Below are 24,859 nucleotides of genomic sequence, written 5' to 3'. Positions count from 1 at the left end.
CGAACCTCCGGCGCGCTCATCCCCGTCCGAGGAGCTCGTCCACCAATCCGGTGGTATGCGTCGCGGCACGCATCGCCGGGTGGTCGAGCACCTCGCGCAGGAAGTCCCGGGTGGTCGCGACGCGGGTGCCGGAGATCCGGAATTCCTCCAGCGCCCGCCGCATCCGGGCGAGCGCCCGGTCGCGGTCCGGCGCCCACACCACCAGCTTGGCCAGCAGCGAATCGTAGTGCGGGGGTATCGAATAACCCACGTGCGCATGGGTGTCCACGCGGACGAAAGGACCTCCCGGCGGCATGAATTCCGCCAGGACTCCCGGGGCGGGCGCGAATTCGGCCGCAGGGTCTTCGGCATTGATCCGGCATTCGATCGCCGCGCCGCGCAGGACGATATCTTCCTGCACGATGCCGAGAGGTTGCCCTGCGGCAACACGAATCTGTTCGGCGATCAAATCGATGCCTGTCACCATTTCGGTGACCGGATGTTCGACCTGAATCCGGCAGTTCACCTCCATGAAATAGTGATTGCCCTCCTGATCGACCAGGAATTCCACGGTTCCGGCACCGGTATAGCCTGCCTCCAACACACCGTTCACGGCGGATCTGCCCATTCGGTCGGCAAGACCTTCCGGCAGCAGCGGAGCCGGCGACTCCTCGATCAATTTCTGATGCCTGCGCTGCACCGAGCAGTCGCGTTCACCCAGGTGCACGCCGTTGCCGTGGCCGTCGCACAGCACCTGGATCTCGACGTGCCTCGCCGCGGCGAGATACTTCTCCAGATACACCCGGCTGTCGCCGAACAACATCCGCGCCGTCGCCCTGGTCTCCTGATAGGCGCGCGGGAACGCCGCACTCTCGTGCACTACCTGCATGCCGCGCCCACCTCCGCCCGCCGCCGCCTTGATGATCACCGGGAAGCCGATCGAATCCGCGAGTGCGTGTGCCTCGTCGAGTTCGAGCGGATCGAGGCTGCCCGGCAGTAGCGGCAGTCCCGCCTTCGCCATCAGCGTGCGCGCCGACTGCTTGTCACCGAGCTGGGCCATCACATCGGCGGGCGGCCCGATCAGCGTGACGCCCGCCGCGCGGCAGGCGTCGGCGAAATCCGGTGACTCCGACAGGAATCCGTACCCCGGATGGATCGCGTCGGCGCCGGAGAGCTCGGCGGCGGCCAGAATCGCCGCGGCGTTCAGATAACTGCGCTTGGCCGCGGACGGGCCGATCTGCACCGCCTCGTCGGCGAAACGCACCACCGTCGAGTCGGCATCGGCGACCGAGTGCACCGCCACCGTGCGCAGGCCGAGTTCACGGCAGGTGCGCGCGACACGCAGCGCAATCTCACCGCGATTGGCGATCAGGATCTTCTCGAACATGGCGCTACTCCTACGCGACCGATCGGACCAGGACCTGCTGCCGCGCACCGAACCGCCGGAAGCGGGCGCGCCGCTCGTCGGCCAGCTCCGCACCGCTGCGCCCTGCCAGCTCGCCGAGGGTCGCGACCAGAGCGCGGTGCAACTGCTCGGCCGCGGCCACAGGAGCCGCGCCCACGTCGTCACCCGGCTCGGGCAGTACCGCGTCGACCACCCCGAGACGCAGGAGGTCACGCGCGGTGAGCGCCAGCGCGGCCGCGGCCTGGGGCGCGGCGGCAGGGTCGTTCCATACGATCGCCGCGCAACCCTCCGGGCTGATCACCGAGTACGTCCCGTTCGCGAACATCAGCACCCGGTTGGCCACACCGAGCGCTAAAGCCCCGCCGCTGCCGCCCTCGCCGATCACCACACTGATCACCGGCACCCGTAGTGCGGACATCAAACGAATGTTCTCCGCGATGACGATCGCCTGCCCCTGCTCCTCGGCGGTCGCGCCCGGGTACGCGCCGGGCGTGTCGATCAAGGTGATGACGGGCAGCCCGAGCTTCTCGGCGAGCCGCATGAGCCGCGCAGCCTTGCGATAGCCGGCCGGGGTCGGCATGCCGAAGTTGTGTTCCATCAGCTCCTTCGGATCGTGTCCCTTCTGGTGGCCGATCACCATCACCGGTCGCCCGCCCAGCCACGCCGTTCCGCCCACCACCGCGGCGCAGTCGCCCGAGATCCGGTCGCCGCACAACTCGCGGAACTCGTCGAAAGCGAGTGCGAAGTAGTCGAGCGCGGTCGGTCGCTGCGACGCCCGTGCGCGGCGGACCTGCGTCCAGGGATCGGTCGCGGGAACGCGGGCCGGATCGGTGATCACTCCCGCGTCCGCGGGGACGAGGGGCTCGGCCGGATCGACCGGGCCCGCGGCCCGCAGCAGCGCGCCGAGCGCCTGCCGCAGGCCGGCGCGCGGCACGATCATATCGATCAGCCCGCGTTCCAGCAGGAATTCGGCGGTCTGGAACTTCGGCGGCAATTCCTGCCGGATAGTCTGCTCGATCACCCGGCGCCCGGCGAACCCGAGACGCGCACCCGGCTCGGCGATCAGCACGTCGGAGAGGGTGGCGAAGGAGGCCGCGACGCCGCCGTAGGTGGGATCGGTGATCACACTGACGGTGAGAATGCCCGCCCGGTCCAGCTGTTCCAGCGCCGCGCTGGTCTTGGCCATCTGCATCAGCGACAGCGGCCCCTCCTGCATCCGGGCGCCGCCCGAGGCGGTGACGATGATCAGCGGGATACCCCGGACCAGCGCGGTTTCGGCGGCAGCGGTGATCATCTCGCCCACCGCGATGCCGAGACTGCCGCCCAGGAAGCGGAAGTCCATGGCGGCGACCACCACCGGCCTGCCTTCGATCGCGGCCAGCGCGCACAGCACTGCGTCGTGCATCCCGGTGCGGGCGCGCGCGGCGGCCAGCCGATCCCGGTAGGACTTGGTGTCGGTGAAGGTCAGCGGGTCATCGTCGGTGGCAGCGACCGGCAGCGGCTCGAAGCGTCCCTCATCGGCGAGCTGCCCGACGCGCTGTTCGGCGGTGATCGGCGTGTGCCTGCCGCATTCGCCGCAGACGCCGAGGTCGCGGGCGAACCGTTTGCCGTACAGCGGGATCAGGCATGCCGGGCAGAGCACCCAGTCCGCGGCGGCGCCATCTCGGCCGTGTGCTGACTTCATCACGCGTGTCTCCTTGCTCGGGGAACGGGTGATCGATCCGGGCAGCGCCGGCCGGGCGATCACAACGACAGCGTGCACCCCGCCGCTCGAGAACAACTCGATTCGTTCGCTCGAGCGATGTTCGAGGGACGTCCTCGATGCTCGATCACACCATCGAAGGGAGAATCGCCATGAACACCACAGCATCCGGTGGTACGCGATGAGCCGCCGCGTTGTCGTCACCGGGCTCGGGGTCCGCGCGCCCGGCGGGTCGGGCAAGGACGAGTTCTGGAAGCTTTTGTCGGAAGGCCGTACCGCGACGCGCCGGATCTCGTTCTTCGACGCCTCGCCGTACCGGTCCCAGGTGGCCGGCGAAGCGGACTTCGATCCGGTGCGGGAAGGTTTGTCGCCCAGAGAGATTCGGCGCATGGACCGTGCGGTGCAGTTCGCCGTGGTCTGCGCGCGGGAGGCGGTGGCCGACAGCGGGCTCGACTTCGCGGCGGTCGATCCGCACCGGCTCGGCGTGAGCCTCGGCAGTGCGGTCGCTGCGGCCACCAGCCTGGAGCGTGAATACCTGGTGCTGTCGGACTCCGGCAAGAATTGGCTGGTCGACGAGACGTATCTCTCCCCGCACATGTTCGACTACATGATCCCCAGCGTGATGCCCGCGGAGGTGGCCTGGAGCGTGGGGGCGGAGGGACCCGTGGCGATGGTCTCCAACGGGTGCACGTCGGGACTGGACTCGGTCGGGCACGCGGTGCAGCTGATCCGTGAGGGCTCGGCCGACGTCATGGTGGCGGGCGCATCGGACACCCCCATCACACCGATCGTGGTGGCCTGCTTCGACGCGATCAAGGCGACCACACCGCGCAACGACGAGGCGGAAGTGGCCTCGCGGCCGTTCGACAACTCGCGTAACGGGTTCGTCCTCGCCGAGGGCGCCGCGATGTTCGTGCTGGAGGAATACGAGAGCGCCCGCAAGCGCGGCGCGCACATCTACGCCGAGATCTCCGGCTACGCGACTCGCTGCAACGCCTATCACATGACGGGCCTCAAGGCGGACGGTCGCGAGATGGCCGAGGCGATCCGGGTCGCGCTCGACGAATCCAGGATCGACCCCACCGGCGTGGACTACATCAACGCGCACGGTTCGGGCACCAGGCAGAACGACCGGCACGAGACCGCCGCGGTGAAGCGCAGTCTCGGCGCGCACGCCTACGCCACGCCGATGAGCTCGATCAAGTCCATGGTCGGGCACTCGCTCGGCGCGATCGGATCGGTCGAGATCGCCGCCTCGCTGCTGGCGCTGGAATACCAGGTGGTGCCGCCGACGGCGAACCTGCACGAACCCGACCCGGAGTGCGATCTGGACTACGTTCCGCTGGTCGCCCGGGACCACCGGATGAACACGGTGCTCAGCGTGGGCAGCGGGTTCGGCGGATTCCAGAGCGCGATGGTGCTGCGCAAGGCCGAGGCGGTGGCGGCATGATGCTGGTGACCGGAATCGGTGTGCTCGCGCCGAACGGCGTCGGCGTGGAGCGTTTCTGGGATGCCGTGCTGGCCGGTCGCGGCGGCATCGCGCCGCTCAGCCGGTTCGACACCAGCCGCTCGGCGGCGCGCCTCGCCGGCCAGGTGACCGATTTCGACGCCGGCGAGCACCTGCCGAGCCGACTGCTGCCGCAGACCGACATCTCCACCCGGATGGCGCTGGTCGCCGCGCAGTGGGCGCTGGACGACGCGAAGGTCGACACCGCGACGATGGCCGACTACGACATGGGCGTGGTAACCGGAAACGCCTCCGGCGGCTTCGAATTCACGCACCGGGAGTTCAACAAGCTGTGGTCGCTGGGCTCCGGGCACGTCAGCGTGTACGAGTCCTTCGCGTGGTTCTACGCGGTGAACACCGGCCAGATCTCCATCCGGCACGGCATGCGCGGGCCGAGCAGCGCCTTGGTCGCCGAGCAGGCCGGCGGGCTGGACGCGATCGGCCACGCGCGCCGCACCGTGCGACGCGGGACGCCGCTGGTGGTCACCGGTGGCGTCGATTCGGCGCTGGATCCGTGGGGCTGGGCCTCGCACGTGTCCAGCGGTGCGGTGAGCACCGCGACCGACCCCGAACGCGCCTACCTGCCGTTCGACGCCGCCGCCGCCGGGTATGTGCCCGGTGAGGGCGGCGCGATGCTGGTGGTCGAGGACGCCGCCGCGGCGCGGGCTCGTGGTGTTCCGAAGGTGTACGGCGAAATCGCCGGATACGCCTCGACATTCGATCCGACGCCCGGTTCGGCGCGCCCGTCGGGTCTGCGCCGCGCCGCCGAGCTCGCGCTGGCCGACGCCGGGATGACGCCCGCTGACATCGATGTGGTGTTCGCCGACGCCTCCGGCATACCCGACCGCGACCGCGACGAGGCCGCCACCATCGAGGCGATGTTCGGGCCCGGCGGCGTTCCGGTCACCGCGTCGAAACCGCTGACCGGGCGCCTGTTCTCCGGCGCGGGCCCGCTCGACATCGTGACCGCGCTACTGGCGATGCGCGACTCGGTCATCCCGCCGACCGCGCACACCACCACGCTCGCCGAGAACTACCGGATCGATCTGGTCCTCGGCGCCCCGCGCACCGCCACGGTCGGCGGTGCGCTCGTCCTGGCCCGCGGGCGCTGGGGCTTCAACTCCGCGGTCGTCGTGCGCGCCGTATCCGACCGAGTACTCCCAGGGAGCGAATCATGACCATGACCATCACCCAACTACGCCGGATTCTCGTGGACTGCGCGGGCGGCGAGGACCTCGCCGAACTCGACGGCGACATCGCCGCCGCGGAATTCGAGGAGCTGGGCTACGACTCGCTCGCGCTCATCGAGACCGCGGCGCGGATTCAGCGCGACTTCGGCGTCACGATCCCGGAGGAGCAGCTCATCGAGGTCAAGACGCCACAAGAGCTGGTCGACATCGTGAACGCCCAGCTGCGGGGCGCGGCGTGAGCGTCAGGCCCGAGGGCGGCAGCGCGTGTGACCACGCGAGGCCCGCACCCGCCGAGGAGGACAGAGCATGAACACCAGCGTGATGAGCCACACCAAGGTGGTGCACGCCGCGCCCCAGGTCGTCTACGACCTGGTCGCCGACGTGACCAGATGGCCGGTGATCTTCGAGCCGAGTGTGCTGGTGCGCCACCTGCACCGCGGGCCGGACGAGGAGCGCTTCCGGCTGTGGGCGATCGTGGGTGGCGCGGTGAAGAACTGGACGTCGCGGCGGGTACTGGACGCCGGGCAGCGCCGCATCGTCTTCGAGCAGGAACGCAGCCAGGCGCCGATCGCCTCGATGGGCGGCGGCTGGTCGTTCCGCGAGATCGGTCCCGGCACGACGAAAGTGACGCTTGATCACCACTTCACGGTGGTGGACGGTGTCGAACCCGAGCAGGTCGCCGCGTCGGTGGACCGCAACAGCGAGACCGAGCTCGCGGCGCTGGCCCGCATCGCCGAACTCGGCCACCCGGTACAAGAGGTGATCCACACCTTCCAGGACACGGTGCCCCTGGAGTGCTCGGCCGCCGAGGCGTACGACTTCGTCTACCACAGCGAACGCTGGCCCGAGCAGGTGCCGCACGTCGGCCGCATCGAGCTCACCGAGGAGGCCGAGGGCGTGCAGCTGATGGAGATGGATACGGTGACCGCGGGCGGGATTGCGCACACCACCAGGTCGATCCGGGTGTGCTTCCCCGGCGATCGGATCGATTACAAGCAGCTGGTTCCGCCCGCGATACTGTTCGGCCACAGCGGCGCTTGGGAATTCGCCGACGGGCCGGACGGCGCCATGGTGACCGCACGGCACACCGTGGCGATCAATCCGGCGGCCGCGCGCGAGATACTCGGTGCGACCACCGATCTCGCCGACGCCCGCGCATATCTCACCGAGGCGCTGTCGAGCAACAGCCGCAATACGCTGCGGTGCGCGGAGCGCTACGCCGCGACGACGAAGTCGCCGACATGACAGCCACCGACACGGCGGCCACACCGCGCGTGCACGAGGTCGCCGACGGCGTCTACGCCTACACACACAGCCGTGGCGGCTGGTGTGTCAGCAACGCCGGGGTGCTGACCGGGCCGGACGGCGCGGTGGTGATCGACACGCTGGCGACGGAGGCACGCACCCGGGCCCTTGTCGAGTTCGTCGACGGGCTGGGTACCGGCCCGGCACGCACCGTCGTGAACACCCACCACCACGGCGACCACAACTTCGGCAACCACCTGTTCGGGCCGACCGCCGTCGTTATCGGCCACGACCGGATCCGGCCCGAGATGATCGAGACCGGGCTGGCGCTGACCAAGCTGTGGCCGGACGTCGAATGGGGCGATGCGCGGGTCACGTTGCCGAGCATCACGTTCAGCTATCACCTCACCTTGCACCAGGGCGAGCGCCGGGTGGAGCTCATCCACTTCGGGACCGCCGCGCACACCACCAATGATGTGGTGGCGTGGCTGCCCGAGCAGCGCGTGCTGTTCGCCGGGGACCTGGTGATGGCGGGCGCGGCGCCGTTCTGCCTGATGGGGTCGATCAGCGGTTCGATCACGGCGGTCCGGCGGCTGGCCGCGCTGGGCGCCGAGACGGTCGTCGCCGGGCACGGCCCGGTCACCGGGCCGGAGATCTTCGACCAGACGCTGCGGTACCTGCGCTGGGTACAGGATCTGGCAGCGCAGGGACGCGCGCTCGGTCTGACGCCGCTGGCGACCGCGCTGGAGGCCGACCACGGCGAGTTCGCCGAACTGGTCGATCAGGAGCGGTTGGTCGGCAACCTGTATCGCGCGGACGCGGAACTGACCGGCCGCCGGCTCGGCGAGCCGCTGGACGTGCTGGCGATCTTCGACGAGATGGTGCTCTACAACGGCGGGCAGGTGCCGGCGTGCCTGGCCTGAGCACCGTATCGGTGCGGGTCTGCGTGATCGGCGGCGGCCCCGCCGGACTGATGACGGGACTGCTGCTGGCGCGCTCCGGCGTGGACGTGCTCGTACTGGAGAAGCATCCGGATTTCCTGCGGGATTTCCGCGGCGACACGGTGCACACCTCGACGCTGCTGGCGATGAACGAACTCGGCTTGGCCGAGGAGTTCCTGGCGCTGCCGCATGTCGAGCTACCCCAGCTGCCGATGGCGACCGCCACCGGTCCGGTGGTGTTCGCGGACTTCAGCGCTCTGCCAGGGCCTTTTCCGTTCGTGGCGTTCATGCCGCAGTGGGACGTGCTGAATTTCCTCGCCGAGGCCGCCCGCCGCTACCCCGGCTTTCGCCTCGTCCAGGAGGCGGAGGTCACCGAGCTGGTCGAGCGCGACGGCACGGTGGTCGGCGCACGCGCCCGGACCCCGGACGGACCCCTGCGGATCACCGCCGACCTGGTGATCGCGGCTGACGGACGGCACTCGATCGTGCGCAGGTCGGGCCTGCTCGAGGTCGCCGCCAGCGCGGCGCCGATGGACGTGCTGTGGTTCCGGGTGAGCAAACCCGAGGGCGAACGCCTGCCCACCGTGCGCAGCGGGAAAGGGTTCTTCATCGTCTGTATCGATCGCGGAGATTATCTTCAGGTCGCCTACATGATTCCGAAGGGCGGCTTCGCGACCATCCGGACCGCGGGGCTGGCGCGGTTCCGCGCGGATCTGGCCGCCATCTATCCTGCGCTCGCGCCGTATCTGGACGCGGAGATCTCGGAGTGGAGCGACGTGAAGCCGCTCGACGTGCGGGTGGACCGGCTGCGCCGCTGGTACCGGCCGGGGCTGGTGGCGATCGGGGACGCGGCGCACGCGATGTCCCCGGCCGGCGGAGTCGGGATCAATCTGGCCGTGCAGGATGCCATCGCGGCCGCCCGGCTGCTGGCGCCGATTCTCACCACGGGCGCGACTGTGACCACAGCCCAGCTGTGCGCCATCCAGCGCCGCCGCGAATTCCCCATGCGCGTGGTGCAATTCGCGCAGTTGCATCTGCTGGCCGACCTCTATCCCAGCGCGGGACGGGCGGGAACCGACAGCCCGCTGCTGGTCCGGCTGCTCCGCCGTTTCCCGCGCCTGCCCCGGCTGGTGGCCCGGGTGATCGGCCTCGGTGTCCGCCCCGAGCCGGTGCCGCCCGCGGTCACTTCGACCGAAACCGCCTCGGCCCGCACGAAACTCAGGGAGAACTGAACATGTCGACCTACTTGCTCATCCACGGCGCCTTCCATGGCGGATGGGTCTGGCAGCGGGTGACCCCTCTGCTCGAAGGCGCGGGCCATCGCGTCCTGGCCCCTTCGCTGGTCGGTCTCGGCGACCGCGCGGATCTGCTCACCGCGGACGTCGGCCTCGACACCCACGTGCGGGATCTGATCGATCTGGTCACCTCCGAGGACCTGACCGGTGTCGTCCTGGTCGGGCACAGTTACGGCGGCATCGTCGTCACCGCCCTGGCCGACGCCGTGCCGGACCGCATCGCCGAACTCGTCTACATCGATACCTTCGTGCCCCGCGACGGCGAAGCGGTGGCCGACATCATGCCCGGCATGGTCGAGGCGTTCGCCGCCGCGGCGGCCGCCACCGGCGACGGCTGGCGGGTGCCGCCGCAAACCGAACCGTCGGGCGACGGCGGGCTGTACGGGGTCACGGAGGAACCCGACCTCGGCTGGGTGGCGTCCATGCAGACACCGCAATCGCTGAAGACCTTCCAGCAGCCGATGACCTTGACCGATCCTGCGGCGCTGGCCGCGATTCCGGTGACTCACGTCCACTGCGGCGAAGGCGGCGAGGACTTCAAAGCGATGCGCGCGGCCATGCCCCGCACCTTGCCGCCCGCCGACCTGCCCCCCGACCGGCTCCACGTGCTCCCCACCGGGCACGACTGCATGATCACAATGCCGCGTGAATTGGCCGGACGCCTGCTCGAGCTCTCCGCTCGACCAGCACCGGCGCCGTGAACGTCCGGCTGGTGAGCGCAACGGGGCGGTTTCGATCCCGGTCGGACGGTGACGCCGTAGCGCAACTTCGCTCGGCGTCCCTCCGTGCCGGCCGGAAGCCGAGGGATCAGCCCGCACGCCCGGCGGCGTCATAGGCGGCGCGCGCGGCGAGGACCTCGCCGAGGTGTTCGCCGGACCAGGCCACGATGCTGCCGAACACCGGAGTCAGCGTCGCGGCGAGCGAGGTCGCCTCGTACTCGACGCGCGGCGGGACCTCGGGGTGATAGGTGCGCGCGACCAGGCCGTCGCGTTCGAGCTGACGGAGGCGCTGGGTGAGGACTTTGGGGGTCAGGCCGGGAATTCGCTGTTGCAGTTCGGTGAAGCGCAGCCTGCCGTCGTGGATGAGAACCCAGAGGACCTGGGTGGACCAGCGGCCGAACACCAGGTCGATGACCGGCGTGATCGGACAGGGGTCGATGGGCGTTTCAGGCGCGGTGGTCATACGTCCTCCCGGTAAGTCACTTTCCCCTTGGTTACTACTATACTTTGGAAAGTAATCTGTTCCCAGATTCGCCCACACGCGAAATCCGAAGGGAGCATTGTCATGACGACGACAACGGTGGCCGGACGCCTGGACCTACCGCGCCGCTCCGGCGATCGGCCCAGCACCCGCGAGCACAATCCGCACCAGCAGCTCAGCCAGATCGCACCCGCCGAGCTGCAAGAGGAACTGTGGTCGCGGATGAGCACGCTCGACGGCGTTCTGCTCGGCCACAGCGGAGTATCCCTGCCCGACACCCGCGCCCTGCACCTGCGGCCCACGATGGCCCGGGGGCCCGCCGAGGCGTACCTCGCGGGCACCGAATTCGCCCACCTGCACGGGCGCGGCGACGGCAGTCTGCACACGTGCCTGCCGGAAGACGTCGTGGCACAGGCGATCCGGCAGGGCTGGGCCGAACCGCATCCGATGACCCGGCAGGGCTACCTGCCCGGGACGGTAGTGATGGTCTACGGGCCGCGCGACCGTACGGAGCTGGACGTCGTCTGGCAGCTGGTGCGGATCAGTCACGGTTTCGCCCTCCACGCGGCTACAGCGTGATTAGAGCGGCTGCCGCCATCGTCGGTGCCATGAACGCAACCGATCTTGTGGGCACCTGGGAACTGTTGTCCTACTACGACATCGACGAGCAGAACACGACCAGCCGGGGGCCACTCGGCGACTCGCCGCGCGGACTGTTGATCTACAGCGCGCACGGCTACATGTCGGTGAGCATGATGCGCACGGACGGAGCCTCGGGCGCGAACCCGTTCATGGGCTACGCCGGCACGTGGTGGCGGTCCGGCACCGAGGTGGTGCACGCGATCAGCGTCTGCTCCAACCCCGCGTGGGCGCAGACCGAGCAGGTGCGGCAGATGTCGCTGAACGGCGACGTGCTCACGCTCATCGGCTCCGCCCAGGTCGGCGGGCGGACCCAGCGGCGGGTGCTCACCTGGCGCCGCAGCGGTCCGCCCGCCTGAACCAGGTTGTCATTCCGGAGAATACGAGAACAAAGGCTCATCGAATTGAACCGGTTCGTTGTCTTCCTTGAGTATCCCGGTGATCTCCCCGCCCGTCTGGGCGGTCACCGGGATCATCAGCTTCATCGCCTCGATGATGGCGATCTGCTGCCCGGCGCTCACCCGGTCGCCGACCTCGACGAACGGATCCGCGCCCGGCTCGGGGCACCGATAGAACACGCCGACACTGGGCGCGCGCACGACCGCGCCGAGCGCCGGACCATCCAGGGCGGCAACGGCTTCCACCGCGGCCGCTGCGGGGAGTGCCGGGACGGCGGCCTGCCATTCGGCCTCGACCGTCACCTCCCCCACCTGGAATCGCAGCGCGCTCGGCTGCTGCGGGAAACCCGCGAGCAATCGCAACGCGCCGGTCTGGATCGCCTCCAGCACCCGGAGATAGTCCTCGTGCCCCGTGGCCGGGGCATCGGCGGTGTTTTCGTCCACTGCGGTCATTGCCGTCGCTCCTTGTCAGTAATTACCGAGACCGCCACAGACGTTCAGCGCCTGTGCGGTGACCGCGCCCGCGCCCGGACCGATCAGGTAGTCGACCATTGCCGCCACCTCGAACGGTTGCACGTAGCGACCGATCGGTACCCGCGCGCTGACCCGGGCGTGCACCTCGTCGGTGTCGACACCCCACAGCCCGGAGTAGACCTCGCGCACTCGCTCGGCCATCGGCGTCTCCACGAAACCGGGGCATACGGCGTTGACCGTGATGCCGGTCTTGGCCAGTTCGAGCCCGAGCGCCTTGGTGAACCCGACCACCCCATGCTTGGACGCGGAGTACGGGGCGCCGTGCACGACGCCCTGTTTGCCTCCTGTGGAAGCGATGTTGACGATCCGTCCGCTGCCGCGTTCGAGCATGCCGCCCGCGTTGAGTACCGCCTTGGTCATCAGGAACACGCTGTTGAGATTGGTGTTGATCACGTCGAACCACAGTTCGTCGCTCACGCTGGCGGTGACGCCGCCGCCGCTGCGGCCCGCGTTGTTGATCAGGATGTCGATCGGGCCGTAGCGCCGCACACCCGCGTCGACGTACTCGCGTACCTGCGCGGCGTCGGCGACATCGCAGATTGTGCCGTCCACCTCGTGCCCCTCGTCCTGCAGGCTTTTCACCGTGTCGGTCACCCGCTGCTGATCGCGGGCGCAGAGGAACACCGCGATGCCCTGGGCCGCCAGGCTTTTGGTGATCTCCAGGCCCATTCCGCTGGTCGCTCCGGTGACCAGCGCGACGCGCCGATTTTCCGCCATGACTCCTCCATCGGTAGATCTTCCGAACTCGCCGGGCTCTTCGATCACCAGGGTCGACCGGCGTCCTATAGATCCGGTCAACCGCCGGTGGCCGGTTGCGGCTCAACCGAGGCTCTAGCGGCGTCGGCCACTGTGGCGTGCAGCCGAGCCCCGCCGCACCCACAGGAGCAACCATGTCCACCGTCGCAAGCCGCACCGAGTTGTACGCCGAGGTCCAGCAGTTCTACGCCGAGCAGATGCAGCGGCTGGACAGCCGCGATATCCCCGGCTACGCCGCGACCTTCACCGAGGACGCCGAGTTCGAGCACACGCCGGGCATCCCGCCCGCCCGCACCAGAGCGGGCATCATCGCGGACCTGGTCGAGTTCCACAAGCGCTTCGAGAACGACCCGATGCAGCGCAGGCATTGGTTCAACATGATCAACCTACAGCCGCAGGACGACGGAACCATCGTGTCCACCGCCTACTGCCTGGTGGTCAAGATCCGTCCGAACTGCAAGCCGGAGATCGCGCCGAGCTGCGTCGTGCACGACGTGCTGGTCCACGTCGACGGCGCGTTACTCACCCGGTCGCGGCGCGTCGTCCACGACTGATTTCGATTGTTCCCGAACACTATTCGAGGAGAACCCACGTGAACCCCGTTCAGCCAGCCCTGCTCACGCTCGCCGCCGACGCCCAGGACCTGTTGTTCCGGGATGCTCGCACGGCGAACACCTTCACCGATGAGCCGGTCACCGACGAACAGATCCGCGAGATCTACGAACTGGTCAAATACGGCCCCACATCGATGAACCAGCAACCGCTGCGGATCGTTCTGGTGCGCAGCGCCGAGGCTCGCGCCAGGCTGGTCACCCACATGATCGACAACAACAAGCCGAAAACCGCCGCCGCGCCGCTGTCGGCGATCCTGGCGGCCGACCTGAACTTCCACGAGAACCTGCCCAAGGTGTTCCCGCACGCCCCCGAGGCCAAGGACTACTTCGCCGATCCGGATCAACGCGCCGAGTCCGCGCGCGCCAACACTTTGATCCAGATCGGCTACTTCATCCTCGGCATCCGAGCAGCCGGCTTGGCGGCGGGCCCGATGAACGGTTTCGACGGCCCCGGCCTGGACAAGGACTTCTTCCCGGACGGAAACCACACCGGCCTCGTCGTGGTCAATATCGGCAAGCCGGGACCGAGCGCGTGGTTCCCGCGTTCACCGCGACTGGACTACGACGAGGTGGTCAGCACGGTCTAGGGCGGCAGTGCGGGCGACCGGAGCCGGGCACTTCGAGCCGAGGCCAGCGCGTCACTCGCGGCCCTGCACCCCGGTGCGGCGTTTGTAGATCATGTGCGTGCCAGGTGCCGGTGGTTGTGGTCGTGTTTGAAGTCCCCGATCACCACCCTCGCCTCGAGCAGACTGGTCCAGTGGTTGCGGTTCAAGCACTCCGCGCGCAGGCGCCGGTTGAACGATTCGACGAAACCGTTGTTCCACGGAGTTCCCGGCGGGATGTAGCAGATCCCGATCCGATCCTCGCAAAACGATCGCAGTGCTGCTGAAATCATTTGCGGCCCGTTGTCCAGCCGCAGCACTTTCGGCGCTCCGTGGACGGCTATCACCCGCTCGAGTTCGGCCACCAGACGCTCACCGGTGATCGAGCGCTCGACCAGATGCAGCAATGATTCGCGGGTGTGCTCGTCGATCATCGACGCGATCTTCACCACTCTCCCGTCGACCGTGGAATCGAACTGGCAATCCACCGCCCACATCACCTTCGGCGCGTCCGCCGCCACCGGCGGCGCCGACGATGCCCCGGCGCGCTTACGTGGGTGATGCGCGGTAATTGACCGGCGCCCGGTGGTGGGGGAGGGTGGAGCGATGGCGGGAGGCGAGCTGCGTCACGGGGTCGAACTGTCCAATCTCGATCAGCCGTTGTTCGACGAGGCCGAGGCGAGCAAACGGGATCTGGTCGACTATCTGGAGTTCGCCGGGGAACGGTTGCTGGGGGTGCTGCGCGGACGGCCGCTCTCGGTGGTACGGGTGCGGCCGGGACAGGAGCCGTTCACACAGAAAAACCTCCCCAAGTACACGCCGGAGTGGGTGGCGCGGACGAAGGTGTGGGCGGCGAGTTCGCGGCGGGAGATCTCCTACGCGCTCTGTGACGACCTGCGGACCCTGATCTGGTTCGGTAATCAACGGGCGGTCGAATACCACCCGACCCTCTTCCTCGCGGAATCCGCACCGGAACCCACACATCTCGTGCTCGATCTCGATCCCTCACCGGGACAGACTTTTGCCGACGTGGTGGCAGGTGCCCGACTGATCCGGGAAGCGCTGGCTGCGGACGGGTTGTCCGGAGCGGTGAAGACGAGCGGTTCCAAGGGATTGCATGTGTTCGTGCCCGTAGTCCCGGGGATAGATGTCGAGGACGCGGCCGCGGCGACGCGGGCCGTGGCGGCGCGAGCCGAGCGGATCGATCCGTCGGTCGGCACGACCGCGTTCATCAGGGAAGATCGCCACGGCAAGGTCTTTCTCGACGCCACCCGTGCGGGCGGTGCCACCGTGGCCGCCGCCTACAGTCCGCGTATCCGTCCGGGTGTCACCGTGTCGTTCCCGCTGCGCTGGTCGGACCTCGACGAGGTGACGCCGACTGATTTCACTGTGCGGACCGTGCCGGACCTGCTGGGCGACAACGATCCGTGGCAGTCGGAGATGCCTGCCCCGCAGCATCTTCCCGCGGATCTGGTCGAGGAGGGACACACGATTCCGGTCGCCCGGGTGCAGGCGATGCACGAAGGCAAGCGGCGCGCCCGTGCACGGCGTGCGAGCGCGGACACGCCGCCCAGCTGATATCGCTGGGTGCCGGGCGAGAAATCGCCGAACCTCATGCGAGGCAGATCAGGAACGCGTTGACGTTCACGGCCGGCGGAAGGATCAAGGGTAAGCACGGCGGGGCCGAGAACCCGGCCATAACTTCTTGTCGCTCCGGTGCGGGCCCGGGTTCGGCGGTGGCCGTGGCCGAAGCGGCGGCGATGGCGGGGGCGATGAGCAGGGCTGTCGCCCCAGCGCGCAACTTCTTGTGCATGACGAACCTCGCTGTCGTCGGTGCCGGGCTCCTGCCTCCCCGGCGAATTCGGCTGGTCGATGGATGCTCGGGCCGCCGGGTGGCTGGACCCGGCGACAGAGCGGATTCGGTGCTCACCCGCTCTGATCGATTACCTCGCTCTTCGAGGTCATCCGCAAGCGCCGCTCAGCGAACCGCACCGTCGCACGTAAGGTTATTCTCTCTTCTAGAGAATCTCGATATCAGAGCTCCCGGAGGAGGGAGACGTGATGTCGGCACCCAGCACGCGCGAGGAGACCCTGCTGACTTTCGTCCGCGACGTCAACTCGGCGCTCGTCCGCGCGACCGGCCGTGTCTCCGAGGCGCACGCGGTCCGACCGCGCATCGACACCGTGCCGAAGTGTCGCTTTCCAAAATGAGAATGCTATTCTCGGACTGGTGCACGCGAGGCTGCGACAGGGAAGAGGGTCGAGATGCTGTTCGAGTTCGACGCCGACCAGCGACTATTGCGCGAGACGGCGCGTGAGGTCACGGCGAAGCAGTGTCCACCCGCCCTGATCCGGGACATCGTGGACAAGGACCTCGAACCCGGCCCGTTGTGGCAGACCTATGTCGACGTCGGCTGGACCGAGCTGACCGATCCGGCTCTCGGCGTCGAATTGGCCATCGTGCTCGAAGAACTCGGACGCGCCACCGACCCCACTCCTTTCCTGGCGTCGATGACCCAGTTCGCACCGCTCGTCCCGGGCGCGGGACGGATCGAACGACCCTGCACGGCGGTGCATTCCGGCGTCGCCGTCCGGCGCGACGGCTCGGGATGGCGGTTGGACGGCACCGCGCGCAACGTGCTCGACGGCGACCGGGCGGAGCGTTTCGCCGTGGTCACCGACGCCGGTGTGTTCGTGGTGCCCGCCGAGGCGGTGACCGCCGACCGCACGTCGGTCTTCGATCCGGTGCTGCACGTCGCGGAGGTCCGGTTCGCCGGTGTGCGGGTCACCGACGCGGACCGCAGCGGGGCCGATCCCGAACGCGCCCGTCAGCACGCGCTCACCGGGCTCGCGCTGACCACCGTCGGCGCCTGTCAGCGCATTCTCGATCTCGCCTTGGAGCACGTGCGCGGCCGCCGCCAGTTCGACAGGCTGATCGGATCGTTCCAGGCGGTGCAGCACAAGGCGGCCGATATGCACATCGCGATCGAGCGCGCCCGGGCGCTGGGGTTCTTCGCCGCGTTGTGCCTCGCCTCGGACGACCCGCGGCGGCGGATGGCGGCGTCCATGGCCAAGGCGTCCGCGGGGGAGTGTCAGGCGCTGGTCTTCCGCCATGGGCTCCAACTGTTCGGCGCCATGGGATTCACCTGGGAGAACGACCTACAGTTCGCGCTCAAGCGGGCCAAGGCCGGCGAGCTGATGCTCGGCGGCGCGGCCGAACACCGGGCGCTCATCGCCGAGGAGTACCGTGCAGCTCACCTTTGATCCCGACGTCGAGGCGTTCCGCGCCGAATTCGTCGCGTTCCTCACCGCCCATCTGCCCAAGGAAGCCGAGGCCACGGAACGCTCCCTCTCCAGCGCGCACGTGCCGGAATGGGCGCGGCGCTGGCAACGCCTGCTGTTCGACAACGGCTGGCTGCTTCCGGCGAATCCGCCGGAGTTCGGCGGGCGCGACGCCACGGTGCTGCAGCAGTACGTGCATCTGGAGGAGCTGTCCAAGCGGCGGATCTACCACAGCTTCAATCCACAGGGTGTCGGGATCGTCGCGGCCTCGCTGCTGTCGTTCGGCACCGAGGAGCAGAAGCGGCGCTGGGCGGTGCCGATCCTGCGGGCCGAGATCACCGCCGCGTTGGGCATGAGCGAGCCGGGAGCCGGTTCGGACCTGGCCTCGCTGCGCACCAGGGCGGTGCGGGACGGGGACGAGTACGTCGTCGACGGCCAGAAGGTGTGGACCTCCGGCGCCCATGCGGCCGACGTCCTGCTGACCTTCGTGCGCACCGATCCCACGGCGCCGAAGCACCGGGGCATCAGTGTCCTGCTGATTCCGACCGACTCGCCTGGAGTGACGCGACGCCCGTTCCCCTCGGTGTGCTCGCCGGACGATCTGGATTTCAACGAGGTCTACTTCGAGGGTGTCCGGGTGCCCGCGGCGAACCTGATCGGCGCGCCGAACCAGGGCTGGTCGGTGGCCACCGGCTCGCTCGGTCACGAACGCACGCTGCTGTGGCTGGGATACGCCGACCGGCTGGAGGATCTGCTCGGGGACTTCCGGCCCCGTACCGTGTTCGACCGCGACGCGTACGCGAAGCTGGTCATGGACGCGCACGCCCTGCGATTGCTCGGGTCGGCGGCCCTGGCGCGGGAGGCGCGCGGGGAGCAGGATGTGCCCGCCCTCTCGATTCTCAAAGTGCTGGGTTCGGAAGCCGTGCAATCGGCGTCGGAACAGGCGCTGAACGCCGTCGGGGTGGACGGGCTGGCCCACCCCGCGATGAGCTCCCGCCCGAATTTCCTGAATCTGGACCACTTCTCCGCCGGTTGGTTCGAGCGCTACATCCGGAGTTTCGCGGGCACCATCGCGGGCGGCACCTCGGAGATCCAGCGGACGATCATCGCCGAGCGGGTGCTCGGCCTGCCGCGCGGCTGAACCGCGAAAGCCGTTGCCGCCTCGGCCCTTTCATACGGAAGCGCCTGGTCGGCAACGACGGCGAGCGCTAGTGTTCGACTTGGACGCCGAAGGTGTTGAAGGCCATGGCCAGCGTCGTGTAGCCGCCCACCGTGAAGACGAGATCCATGCGTTGCCGCTCGTCGAGACGTTCGCCCAAGGCGGCCCAAGTGTCGTCGGACAGCGCCGACTTCTCGCCGAGTTCGTCCACGGCCCGCAGCAGCAGGCGGTCGAAATCGTCGTCGGCGGCCGCCTCGCCCCGGGCCGCGGCGATATCACCTTCGGTGAGTCCGGCTTCGGCGCCCATTCGGGCGTGGTGATGCCACTCGTACTGGCACCCGCGCTGATGGGCTACCCGCAGGATGGCCAGTTCGCGCAGCCGTGGCGCGAGCGTGGACCCGAACAACAGATGGACATTGAAGCCGAGGAAGGCCTTCGTCAGGGCCGGATGGCGGACCATGGTCGCGAGGGCGTTACCCGCCGCCGTGGGGTTGCGGCGGTCGGCGGGCAGCATACGGGACAACGCGGCGTTCACCGTGTCGTCCCACTGGTCCTCCGAAAGTGGGCTCACCTTCATCGCTTTCTCCTATCCTCATTTGAGAATGTAACTCTCATACTCGAGTACTACATTTTCAGACACTTCGACCGCAGTCAACGCACGAGTGGAGCGGCCGTTCGGCGCTGACTGTCGCGATGGACGCAGGGATGCTCGTCGGCGAAGTCCGCCTTGTTTTCCGTCCGTCGCTCCGAGCGCCGTCGAGTATTGATTCTCTCTCTGAGAGAAGCTACCTTTCATTTGACGAGAGTGTGTTGCCGAAGATGGTCGGCCGCCTCCGCGGGTCACCACCCCGCGGCTCGGAGATCGGCCGATGGCCCAGTGCAGGGAGGGTGAGCATGGCTGCTCGAGACTTCGAATCCGTCGACCGGGGCTTCGGTGGAGCGCATTCGGTCACCGGGTGGCGCGCCCACGCGCGCAAGCATCTGCTGCGGTACCGGCTGGCGGTGGTCGCGGCGAACGCCGTCGATGTGGTGCGCCATGCCGGCGGCTGGCTGTGCGACCGGACGATGGCGGGCTGGGAGGTGACCGTGCTGCTCGCCGACTGCTCCGACGCGCGGGCACTGCAAATCCTCGGCGCCACCGTCCTGGATCTCGAGCGCTCGCTGGCCACGCCCGTGCACGACACCTGGCCGCATGCGGTGGCGGTGGCCCCGGAGCTGTTCGCCGCCGACGACCGGGTCCGGCAGGGGGTGCTGGACTGCCTGGACCACGGGCTGATCGAAGTCGCCCTGTGGGGCGAGGGGCTACCGGAGGAACTCGACCGCAGGCTCGGTGCGGTGCATCACCCGCTGAGCGTCGCGGCGCAGGCATTCAAGAGCTGTGCGCTGACGGCGGCGGGTGTGCCCGCCTCCGACGTCGGCGCCGCCGAGGTGTTCCGCAGCGGGGAACTGCTACTGACCGGACTGTGGGGCGGCACCGACCTCGTCACGGCGGGCTGAACGCGAGGAGCGCGGGCGGGGGCCGGATTCGCCCGCCCGGCCCGCGACTCGGACTATGGCCGCGCCGGAGTCGGACCGGTGGGCCTCGTGGCGATCTACGGTTCCCGTCGCCAGCGTGGTGAACTCGAGGGGCACGTCGTGCTCGGCGAGCGCGACCTCGCCGACCACTTCCGAACGCGTCGAGGGGCAGGCGGACGGCGTCGGCGACGAGCCGCGACGACGGACCGAAGGTATGGGTGGCGTGGGCAAGGCGCTGTTCGTCGAACGGTGCGGGCGCGGTACCGAAACCCATTGTCTCCACGAGCAATCGCGACGCACCCGGGCGGCACGCCGCGGTGGCGACCGAGGCGACGACGATTACGGCGAGCAGGGCCGGGACGTACTCGGTCCGCAGCGTGCGAAACGAACCGCGTGCTGAGCTGGACTTCCGGATGCGCTTCGTTCCGGGAGATTTCGTGTCCGTCGGCTCGTGCGCGTCCTGCTCGAATCCGGTCTCACGCGCGGCGACCGATGCGCTGTCGGTGGTCACGGTACGAACTCGACTTTCGACATCTCGAGCTGATCTCCGTCCCGGGTCACGGTCACGCTCAGCCGCCAGGCGCGAGGTTCTTGGCGTGCCCCGGCGGAATTGGTGACCTGCGAGGTCGCCGCGACGAGGACGACCGCGGAATACTTCGTCATCGACTCGATCGCGGTGGCGTTCACATGAGCGTCGCGCGGCCCTCACGTGAGCGTCGCGCGGCGACGACCTGCCGGACCGCCGTGGTGTCCGCGCCGAGCGCGGAGGCGCGCGAAGCGGGGCGGGGTGGCGGCGTCGGTGCGAGGGCGGGGTACGGCGCGTCGGCCGGGCACGGTGGCGCCGCCGCGTATGTCGCGGCGACGGCGGCCATGGACACCTCGATCAGCTCGCCTCCGCCGCGGGCGAGCGACTCGGCGACCGCGCGTGCGGACTCCAACCCGGTGAGCGGATCGGCGATCGCGTCGGCGCAGAAGACGGGGCCCGCATCGCCGACGCCGACCAGCCCACCGGCCACCGCGGTGTCGTCCCCGAATCCAGGGCGGTCGGCGTCCTGGCCGTGGGTGCCGTAGGCGGTGACGCGCAGCCATACCCGGCCGGGGCGGCGCGCGATGCGATCGGGACCGAGCCCCCTGCGCATCAGGGCGGCCGGGCGGGAACCCTCCAGCACCACGTCCGCGACCTCGAGCAGCTCCCGCAATGCCGCGCCGTCGGCGTCGAAATCCGCCGCGTAACAGAGCTTTCCGGCGTTCATCCAGTCGAAGAACGCGGGCGAGCCGTGGCGTGGGCCGTCAGGCCGCCGCGGGCTCTCGACCTTGACCACCGTGGCGGCCGCCGCGGCCAGCAACCTGCCGCACAGTGGACCCGCCCACATCGAGGTGAGGTCGGCCACCAGGCATTCGGCTACGGGGCGCGGGTGGCTGCGCTCACCCAGCGGGCGGACGCGTGGGGGCGCCGCGACTGCTTCGCCGAGTGTCGCGGCGGGAATGTCCAGCAGTCTCGCCCGTTCGGTGACCGCCGCCGACGGGCGGTGCGCGGCCCACGCCGCCACCGCGGCCCACGGGTCTTCCGGCGGCGTCGCCGTCTCCAGCAACGCCGGGATGGCTTCGAGGTCGGCGGTACGTGACAAAGTGAGCGCGCACCAGCCGTCGCGGGTGGCGAGCAGGCGGCTCGCGCCACCCGCCGAAACGCGTCCGCGCCGCGAGGCTCCCGACAGCGCGGCCCGCCCACCCAGTTCGACGGGAACGTCGATACGGACCCCGGTGCGCGCGGTGAATCCGCCGGCGACGTCGGCGGCTCGGGGCAGAATCCCGGCGCGCGTGAAATCGGGTGGGCCGTCGGGCAACCCGGTCAGCCGAGCCAGCCCGCCTGCCGCCCACACGGCCTCGGGGGAGAGTCTGGTCACGATCGTCGAGTGTGCCGATGCGGCGCGACGGCGTCCACGAGCCCCCAGGCCAGCGCGGTCGAGGCCGAGATGGTGCGGCCGCTGAGCACCAGGTAGCCGGTCCGCCAGCGGCCGATGCGGCGGGTGACGCTGACCGTCCCGCCCGCCCCGGGGAGGAGTCCCAGGTTCAGTTCGGGCAGGCCGAATTCGGTGCCGGGGTCGGCGACGACGGTGCCGCAGGCAGCGGCCATTTCCAATCCGCTGCCGAGGACCCGTCCGTGGACGACGGCGCGGCAGTCGCGGCCGAGGCGTTCGGTCACCTCGTGCAACGCGAGCGCCGGGCTGTGGCGGGTGCGCGCCAGATGCGCGTCGGCCACGTCGGTGAAGGCGCCGAATTCGGCGAGATCGCCGCCGCTACAGAACGACGGACCGTTGCCGCAGAGTTCGACCACCCGCACCGAAGGGTCGAGCCGGGCGATCGCGAGTGCGTCGAGCAGGGCGGCCCGGGTGCGGTTGTCGAAGGCGTTGTGCCGCCGCGGCCGGTCGAAACGGATCGTCACCGTGTGGCCGCTGCGGACGACTTCCAGCGGGCCGGATTCCTCCGGCCGGATCGCCGCCGGTCCGCGTTCCCGCAGCCAGGTGCGGAACTCCGGCCCGCCTTGCAGGGTCGAGTACGCCAGCGATTCGGTGAGCAGGCCGGTCCGCACGTCCGTCGTCTGCGCGGCGCGCAGGACGTCGTCGCAGATCGTGGCGGCGAGGGGGCGGCGCTCGATGCGTTCGCGCAGTTCGGCCACGGTCTCTTCGACCGAAGCGACGGTGACGACCCGCGGATCGTCGCTCTCCGCTTCGGTCAGGGTGAAACTGGCGTGTTCCAGCCAGTGTTCGACCGCTTGCCCGGTGGGGTTCGTGCCGACCGCCACGACGACTCCCGGTGGAGCCGCGTCGATCCCCGCGTCCGGTGCGGAGGTCGCCTCGATCACTCGGAACACCAGTCTTCGGCCTTCCTCGTGCGTCGGCATTCTTGCCGGTGGCGGCCGCGAAAGGGCTCCTCGGCCGTCCGGTCATCTAGTGCGAATATGCTATTCTCCAAAATTGAGAATGACAATATCGTCGTGCGGAGGGTGCGGAATGAGCGTTTCGCTCTTGCTGGACATGGCTGCCTCGAGCAACCCGGACCGGCTCGCGGTGGTGTGCGACGAGGTGCGCTGGACCACGTCCGAGCTGAGCGCGCGGGTGCGGGGTGCGGCCGCGGTGATCGGGAACTCCGGCGCGCGGAGCGTGGCCTACGTGGGTACCGGCGGACACCTGCTGCCGTTGTTGATCTTCGGGTCGGCGGGCGCGGGAGTTCCGTTCACGCCCTTGAACTATCGGCTCGCCGCCGACTCCTTGGCCGAACTGATCGCTCGGCTGGAGGATCCGCTGGTGGTCTGCGACGAGGAGTATCACGACATCGTGGCGGCCTCCGGCGCCAGGATCGTGCGCTCGTCCGCCTTGGCCGGGGCGGCGGCCGCCGCCGTCGATCCGATCACCGGCGCCGAGCTGCCCGATCCGGATCAGGTGGCCGTCGTGCTGTTCACCTCCGGGACGACCTCCAAGCCCAAGGCGGTCGAGCTCTCGCACCACAACCTGGTCAGCTACATCACCGGGACGGTCGAATTCGACTCGGCCGAACCCGCGGACACGGCGCTGATCTGCGTGCCGCCCTACCACATCGCCGGTATCGGCGCGGCGCTGTCCAACCTGTACGCGGGCCGAACGATGGTGTACCTGCGCAACTTCGACGCGGCGCGGTGGATCGAGCTGGTCGCCGGTGCGTCGGTCACCACCGCGACCGTGGTGCCGACCATGCTCGATCGCATCGTGACCGAATTGGAGCGCTCGGGGGCGAGGTTGCCCACCCTGCGCACCCTCGCCTACGGCGGATCCAAAGTCGCGCTGCCGCTGGTTCGCAAAGCACTCGACCTGCTGCCCGAAGTGGGTTTCGTCAACGCCTACGGCCTGACCGAGACCAGTTCCACGATCGCGGTGCTGGGACCGGAGGACCACCGGGCCGCGCACCGCTGCGCCGACCCGGCGGTCGCGCGGCGGCTCGGCTCGGTCGGGCAGCCGGTGCCCGGCATCGAGGTGCAGATCCGGGACGATCACGGCCGGGTGCTGCCCGCCTGCGCGACCGGGGAGCTGTACGTCCGAGGGCCTCAGGTGTCCGGCCGGTACACCGGGATCGGCTCGGTGCTCGACGACGAAGGGTGGTTCCCGACCAAGGATGTGGCGATGCTCGACGCGGACGGTTACCTGTTCATCGGCGGCCGCTCCGACGACACGATCATCCGCGGCGGCGAGAACATCGCCCCTGCCGAGATCGAGGATGTGCTGGTGGAGCACCCGGCGGTGCGCGAGGTGGCGGTGATCGGCGTGGAGGACGCGCAGTGGGGCCAGATCATCGTGGCTGTGGTGGTGCCCGCCGACGGCGCCGCACCGGACCCGGAGCGACTGCGCGACTACGTCCGGGCCGGGCTGCGCGGCTCCCGCACGCCCGACCGGGTCGTCTTCCGGGATTCGCTGCCCGCGACACCGACCGGGAAGGTGTTGCGCCGCGCACTCGTCGACGAGTACGGCCCGCAGCCCGCGGCGGATGTCGCCGTCAATACGTAGTCACCGTCAGGAAAGGATGACAATGGTCAAGAACGGCACTCGCCTGCGCAGCCAGGTGTGCGACACCGAGGTGATCGTGGTGAAGGCGGCGGACAGTCTCGCCGACCTTCGCGCCGGGGGCGTTCCGATGATCCCGATCGGCGCCGAACGCCCTGCGGGCGCCGAGCCCGCCGCGGGCTGCACCGACGGCAATCTGATGGGTAAGCGCTACGTCGACGATTCCGGCGCGGAGATCCTCGTGACGAAGGCCGGGATCGGCACGCTCAGCGTAGGCGCCACACCGTTGGTGCTGAAGGAAGCAAAGCCCCTCCCGGCCAGCGACTGACCTGACCGGGTTCTCACAGCCTCACGGCTCCGGCGC

General features: G+C 69.3%; 29 protein-coding genes and 1 pseudogene. 19 read left to right on the top strand and 11 right to left on the bottom strand.

From position 1 onward, the window contains the following. Nucleotides 1-16: 16 nt before the first annotated feature. A complete protein-coding gene (locus tag ACZ6DL_RS25490) occupies nt 17-1,366 on the bottom strand; it encodes an acetyl-CoA carboxylase biotin carboxylase subunit (RefSeq protein ID WP_466054767.1) in 1,350 nt (449 codons plus the stop codon). A 10-nt stretch (nt 1,367-1,376) separates the two neighbouring features. Continuing rightward, nucleotides 1,377-3,068, bottom strand: a complete 1,692-nt coding sequence (accA, locus tag ACZ6DL_RS25485) for an acetyl-CoA carboxylase carboxyl transferase subunit alpha (protein WP_466054764.1) — start codon at nt 3,066-3,068, stop codon at nt 1,377-1,379. Nucleotides 3,069-3,267: 199 nt separating this feature from the next. On the opposite strand from accA, the gene ACZ6DL_RS25480 reads away from it, so the two are divergent. From ACZ6DL_RS25480 to ACZ6DL_RS25450, 7 genes are all read left to right on the top strand, one after another. After that, the gene (locus ACZ6DL_RS25480; RefSeq protein WP_233061157.1) at nt 3,268-4,536 is read left to right on the top strand and encodes a beta-ketoacyl-[acyl-carrier-protein] synthase family protein; all 1,269 of its coding nucleotides are present in this window, start codon (nt 3,268-3,270) and stop codon (nt 4,534-4,536) included. Beyond that, the gene (locus ACZ6DL_RS25475; protein WP_466054762.1) at nt 4,533-5,771 is read left to right on the top strand and encodes a ketosynthase chain-length factor; all 1,239 of its coding nucleotides are present in this window, start codon (nt 4,533-4,535) and stop codon (nt 5,769-5,771) included. Before ACZ6DL_RS25480 ends, ACZ6DL_RS25475 begins: the two co-directional genes overlap by 4 nt. Then, complete coding sequence (locus ACZ6DL_RS25470; RefSeq protein WP_466054760.1) at nt 5,768-6,022, top strand: acyl carrier protein; 255 nt, start codon at nt 5,768-5,770, stop codon at nt 6,020-6,022. Before ACZ6DL_RS25475 ends, ACZ6DL_RS25470 begins: the two co-directional genes overlap by 4 nt. 67 nt (nt 6,023-6,089) lie before the next feature. Further along, nucleotides 6,090-7,028: an aromatase/cyclase gene (locus ACZ6DL_RS25465; RefSeq protein WP_466054758.1), complete on the top strand. Its 939-nt coding sequence runs from the start codon at nt 6,090-6,092 to the stop codon at nt 7,026-7,028. Next, on the top strand, nt 7,025-7,951 hold the full coding sequence (locus tag ACZ6DL_RS25460; RefSeq protein WP_466054756.1) for an MBL fold metallo-hydrolase: 927 nt from the start codon (nt 7,025-7,027) through the stop codon (nt 7,949-7,951). The genes ACZ6DL_RS25465 and ACZ6DL_RS25460 overlap by 4 nt, the downstream gene beginning before the upstream one ends. Next, nucleotides 7,939-9,201, top strand: coding sequence for an FAD-dependent oxidoreductase (locus ACZ6DL_RS25455; protein WP_466054754.1), 1,263 nt, complete (start codon nt 7,939-7,941; stop codon nt 9,199-9,201). Before ACZ6DL_RS25460 ends, ACZ6DL_RS25455 begins: the two co-directional genes overlap by 13 nt. A gap of 2 nt (nt 9,202-9,203) precedes the next feature. Then, nucleotides 9,204-9,965, top strand: coding sequence for an alpha/beta fold hydrolase (locus ACZ6DL_RS25450; protein WP_466054752.1), 762 nt, complete (start codon nt 9,204-9,206; stop codon nt 9,963-9,965). A 106-nt stretch (nt 9,966-10,071) separates the two neighbouring features. On the opposite strand, the gene ACZ6DL_RS25445 is transcribed toward ACZ6DL_RS25450, so the two are convergent. Further along, a complete protein-coding gene (locus ACZ6DL_RS25445) occupies nt 10,072-10,446 on the bottom strand; it encodes a winged helix-turn-helix transcriptional regulator (RefSeq protein ID WP_466054750.1) in 375 nt (124 codons plus the stop codon). Nucleotides 10,447-10,548: 102 nt separating this feature from the next. Between ACZ6DL_RS25445 and ACZ6DL_RS25440 the strand changes: the two genes are divergently transcribed. Further along, nucleotides 10,549-11,043, top strand: a complete 495-nt coding sequence (locus tag ACZ6DL_RS25440; protein ID WP_466054748.1) for a luciferase domain-containing protein — start codon at nt 10,549-10,551, stop codon at nt 11,041-11,043. A gap of 29 nt (nt 11,044-11,072) precedes the next feature. Continuing rightward, the gene (locus ACZ6DL_RS25435) at nt 11,073-11,462 is read left to right on the top strand and encodes a lipocalin-like domain-containing protein (RefSeq protein ID WP_466054746.1); all 390 of its coding nucleotides are present in this window, start codon (nt 11,073-11,075) and stop codon (nt 11,460-11,462) included. 9 nt (nt 11,463-11,471) lie between these two features. Here the strand turns inward: ACZ6DL_RS25435 and ACZ6DL_RS25430 are convergent, their stop codons facing one another. Continuing rightward, nucleotides 11,472-11,954 carry an acetyl-CoA carboxylase biotin carboxyl carrier protein gene (locus tag ACZ6DL_RS25430; protein ID WP_466054745.1) on the bottom strand — a complete coding sequence of 161 codons (483 nt, stop codon included), beginning with the start codon at nt 11,952-11,954 and terminating at the stop codon, nt 11,472-11,474. A 15-nt stretch (nt 11,955-11,969) separates the two neighbouring features. Beyond that, nucleotides 11,970-12,752, bottom strand: coding sequence for an SDR family NAD(P)-dependent oxidoreductase (locus tag ACZ6DL_RS25425; RefSeq protein ID WP_195105056.1), 783 nt, complete (start codon nt 12,750-12,752; stop codon nt 11,970-11,972). 173 nt (nt 12,753-12,925) lie between these two features. Here ACZ6DL_RS25425 and ACZ6DL_RS25420 point away from each other — a divergent pair, with 173 nt between their 5' ends. Both ACZ6DL_RS25420 and ACZ6DL_RS25415 read left to right on the top strand, forming a co-directional pair. Further along, entirely contained in the window at nt 12,926-13,345 is a 420-nt protein-coding gene (locus ACZ6DL_RS25420) for a nuclear transport factor 2 family protein (RefSeq protein WP_466054744.1), read from the top strand. Between the two features lie 38 nt (nt 13,346-13,383). Then, on the top strand, nt 13,384-13,992 hold the full coding sequence (locus ACZ6DL_RS25415; RefSeq protein ID WP_233061139.1) for a malonic semialdehyde reductase: 609 nt from the start codon (nt 13,384-13,386) through the stop codon (nt 13,990-13,992). A gap of 89 nt (nt 13,993-14,081) precedes the next feature. On the opposite strand, the gene ACZ6DL_RS25410 is transcribed toward ACZ6DL_RS25415, so the two are convergent. Next, nucleotides 14,082-14,504 carry an integrase core domain-containing protein gene (locus tag ACZ6DL_RS25410; protein WP_466055107.1) on the bottom strand — a complete coding sequence of 141 codons (423 nt, stop codon included), beginning with the start codon at nt 14,502-14,504 and terminating at the stop codon, nt 14,082-14,084. Nucleotides 14,505-14,613: 109 nt separating this feature from the next. Between ACZ6DL_RS25410 and ACZ6DL_RS25405 the strand changes: the two genes are divergently transcribed. Beyond that, nucleotides 14,614-15,585 carry a DNA polymerase domain-containing protein gene (locus ACZ6DL_RS25405; protein WP_466054743.1) on the top strand — a complete coding sequence of 324 codons (972 nt, stop codon included), beginning with the start codon at nt 14,614-14,616 and terminating at the stop codon, nt 15,583-15,585. A gap of 34 nt (nt 15,586-15,619) precedes the next feature. Here the strand turns inward: ACZ6DL_RS25405 and ACZ6DL_RS25400 are convergent, their stop codons facing one another. Next, entirely contained in the window at nt 15,620-15,820 is a 201-nt protein-coding gene (locus tag ACZ6DL_RS25400; RefSeq protein WP_466054742.1) for a hypothetical protein, read from the bottom strand. Nucleotides 15,821-16,068: 248 nt separating this feature from the next. Between ACZ6DL_RS25400 and ACZ6DL_RS25395 the strand changes: the two genes are divergently transcribed. From ACZ6DL_RS25395 to ACZ6DL_RS25385, 3 genes are read left to right on the top strand one after another with little or no spacing between them, the layout of a single operon-like run. Then, nucleotides 16,069-16,218 (top strand): hypothetical protein, encoded by a 150-nt coding sequence (locus tag ACZ6DL_RS25395; protein WP_466054740.1) that lies wholly within the window; start codon nt 16,069-16,071, stop codon nt 16,216-16,218. A gap of 54 nt (nt 16,219-16,272) precedes the next feature. After that, nucleotides 16,273-17,271, top strand: a complete 999-nt coding sequence (locus ACZ6DL_RS25390; RefSeq protein WP_466054739.1) for an acyl-CoA dehydrogenase family protein — start codon at nt 16,273-16,275, stop codon at nt 17,269-17,271. Beyond that, nucleotides 17,255-18,430, top strand: coding sequence for an acyl-CoA dehydrogenase family protein (locus ACZ6DL_RS25385; RefSeq protein WP_466054737.1), 1,176 nt, complete (start codon nt 17,255-17,257; stop codon nt 18,428-18,430). Before ACZ6DL_RS25390 ends, ACZ6DL_RS25385 begins: the two co-directional genes overlap by 17 nt. A 67-nt stretch (nt 18,431-18,497) precedes the next feature. Here ACZ6DL_RS25385 and ACZ6DL_RS25380 read toward each other — a convergent pair whose 3' ends face one another. Next, nucleotides 18,498-19,025, bottom strand: coding sequence for a carboxymuconolactone decarboxylase family protein (locus ACZ6DL_RS25380; RefSeq protein ID WP_466054736.1), 528 nt, complete (start codon nt 19,023-19,025; stop codon nt 18,498-18,500). Between the two features lie 407 nt (nt 19,026-19,432). Here ACZ6DL_RS25380 and ACZ6DL_RS25375 point away from each other — a divergent pair, with 407 nt between their 5' ends. Both ACZ6DL_RS25375 and ACZ6DL_RS25370 read left to right on the top strand, forming a co-directional pair. Further along, the gene (locus tag ACZ6DL_RS25375; RefSeq protein WP_466055105.1) at nt 19,433-19,945 is read left to right on the top strand and encodes a hypothetical protein; all 513 of its coding nucleotides are present in this window, start codon (nt 19,433-19,435) and stop codon (nt 19,943-19,945) included. Nucleotides 19,946-20,060: 115 nt separating this feature from the next. Beyond that, nucleotides 20,061-20,363 carry a hypothetical protein gene (locus tag ACZ6DL_RS25370; RefSeq protein ID WP_466054734.1) on the top strand — a complete coding sequence of 101 codons (303 nt, stop codon included), beginning with the start codon at nt 20,061-20,063 and terminating at the stop codon, nt 20,361-20,363. 107 nt (nt 20,364-20,470) lie between these two features. On the opposite strand, the pseudogene ACZ6DL_RS25365 reads toward ACZ6DL_RS25370, so the two are convergent. The 3 genes and pseudogenes from ACZ6DL_RS25365 to ACZ6DL_RS25355 form a co-directional block, all read right to left on the bottom strand. After that, a pseudogene (locus tag ACZ6DL_RS25365) lies at nt 20,471-20,650 on the bottom strand (hypothetical protein); the annotation flags it as partial. Then, nucleotides 20,647-21,867, bottom strand: a complete 1,221-nt coding sequence (locus ACZ6DL_RS25360) for a CoA transferase (protein ID WP_466054732.1) — start codon at nt 21,865-21,867, stop codon at nt 20,647-20,649. The gene ACZ6DL_RS25360 and the pseudogene ACZ6DL_RS25365, both read right to left, overlap by 4 nt. Beyond that, nucleotides 21,864-22,835, bottom strand: coding sequence for an enoyl-CoA hydratase/isomerase family protein (locus tag ACZ6DL_RS25355; RefSeq protein WP_466054731.1), 972 nt, complete (start codon nt 22,833-22,835; stop codon nt 21,864-21,866). Before ACZ6DL_RS25355 ends, ACZ6DL_RS25360 begins: the two co-directional genes overlap by 4 nt. A 139-nt stretch (nt 22,836-22,974) precedes the next feature. Here ACZ6DL_RS25355 and ACZ6DL_RS25350 point away from each other — a divergent pair, with 139 nt between their 5' ends. Both ACZ6DL_RS25350 and ACZ6DL_RS25345 read left to right on the top strand, forming a co-directional pair. Beyond that, nucleotides 22,975-24,498, top strand: coding sequence for a class I adenylate-forming enzyme family protein (locus tag ACZ6DL_RS25350; protein WP_466054729.1), 1,524 nt, complete (start codon nt 22,975-22,977; stop codon nt 24,496-24,498). Between the two features lie 22 nt (nt 24,499-24,520). Further along, the gene (locus ACZ6DL_RS25345) at nt 24,521-24,823 is read left to right on the top strand and encodes a hypothetical protein (protein WP_466054727.1); all 303 of its coding nucleotides are present in this window, start codon (nt 24,521-24,523) and stop codon (nt 24,821-24,823) included. The last annotated feature ends 36 nt before the right edge of the window (nt 24,824-24,859 follow it).

The organism is Nocardia sp. NPDC041819 (assembly GCF_055590505.1).
Note: the sequence above shows the minus strand (reverse complement) of the source record. Positions and strands in the feature narration are given on the sequence as shown.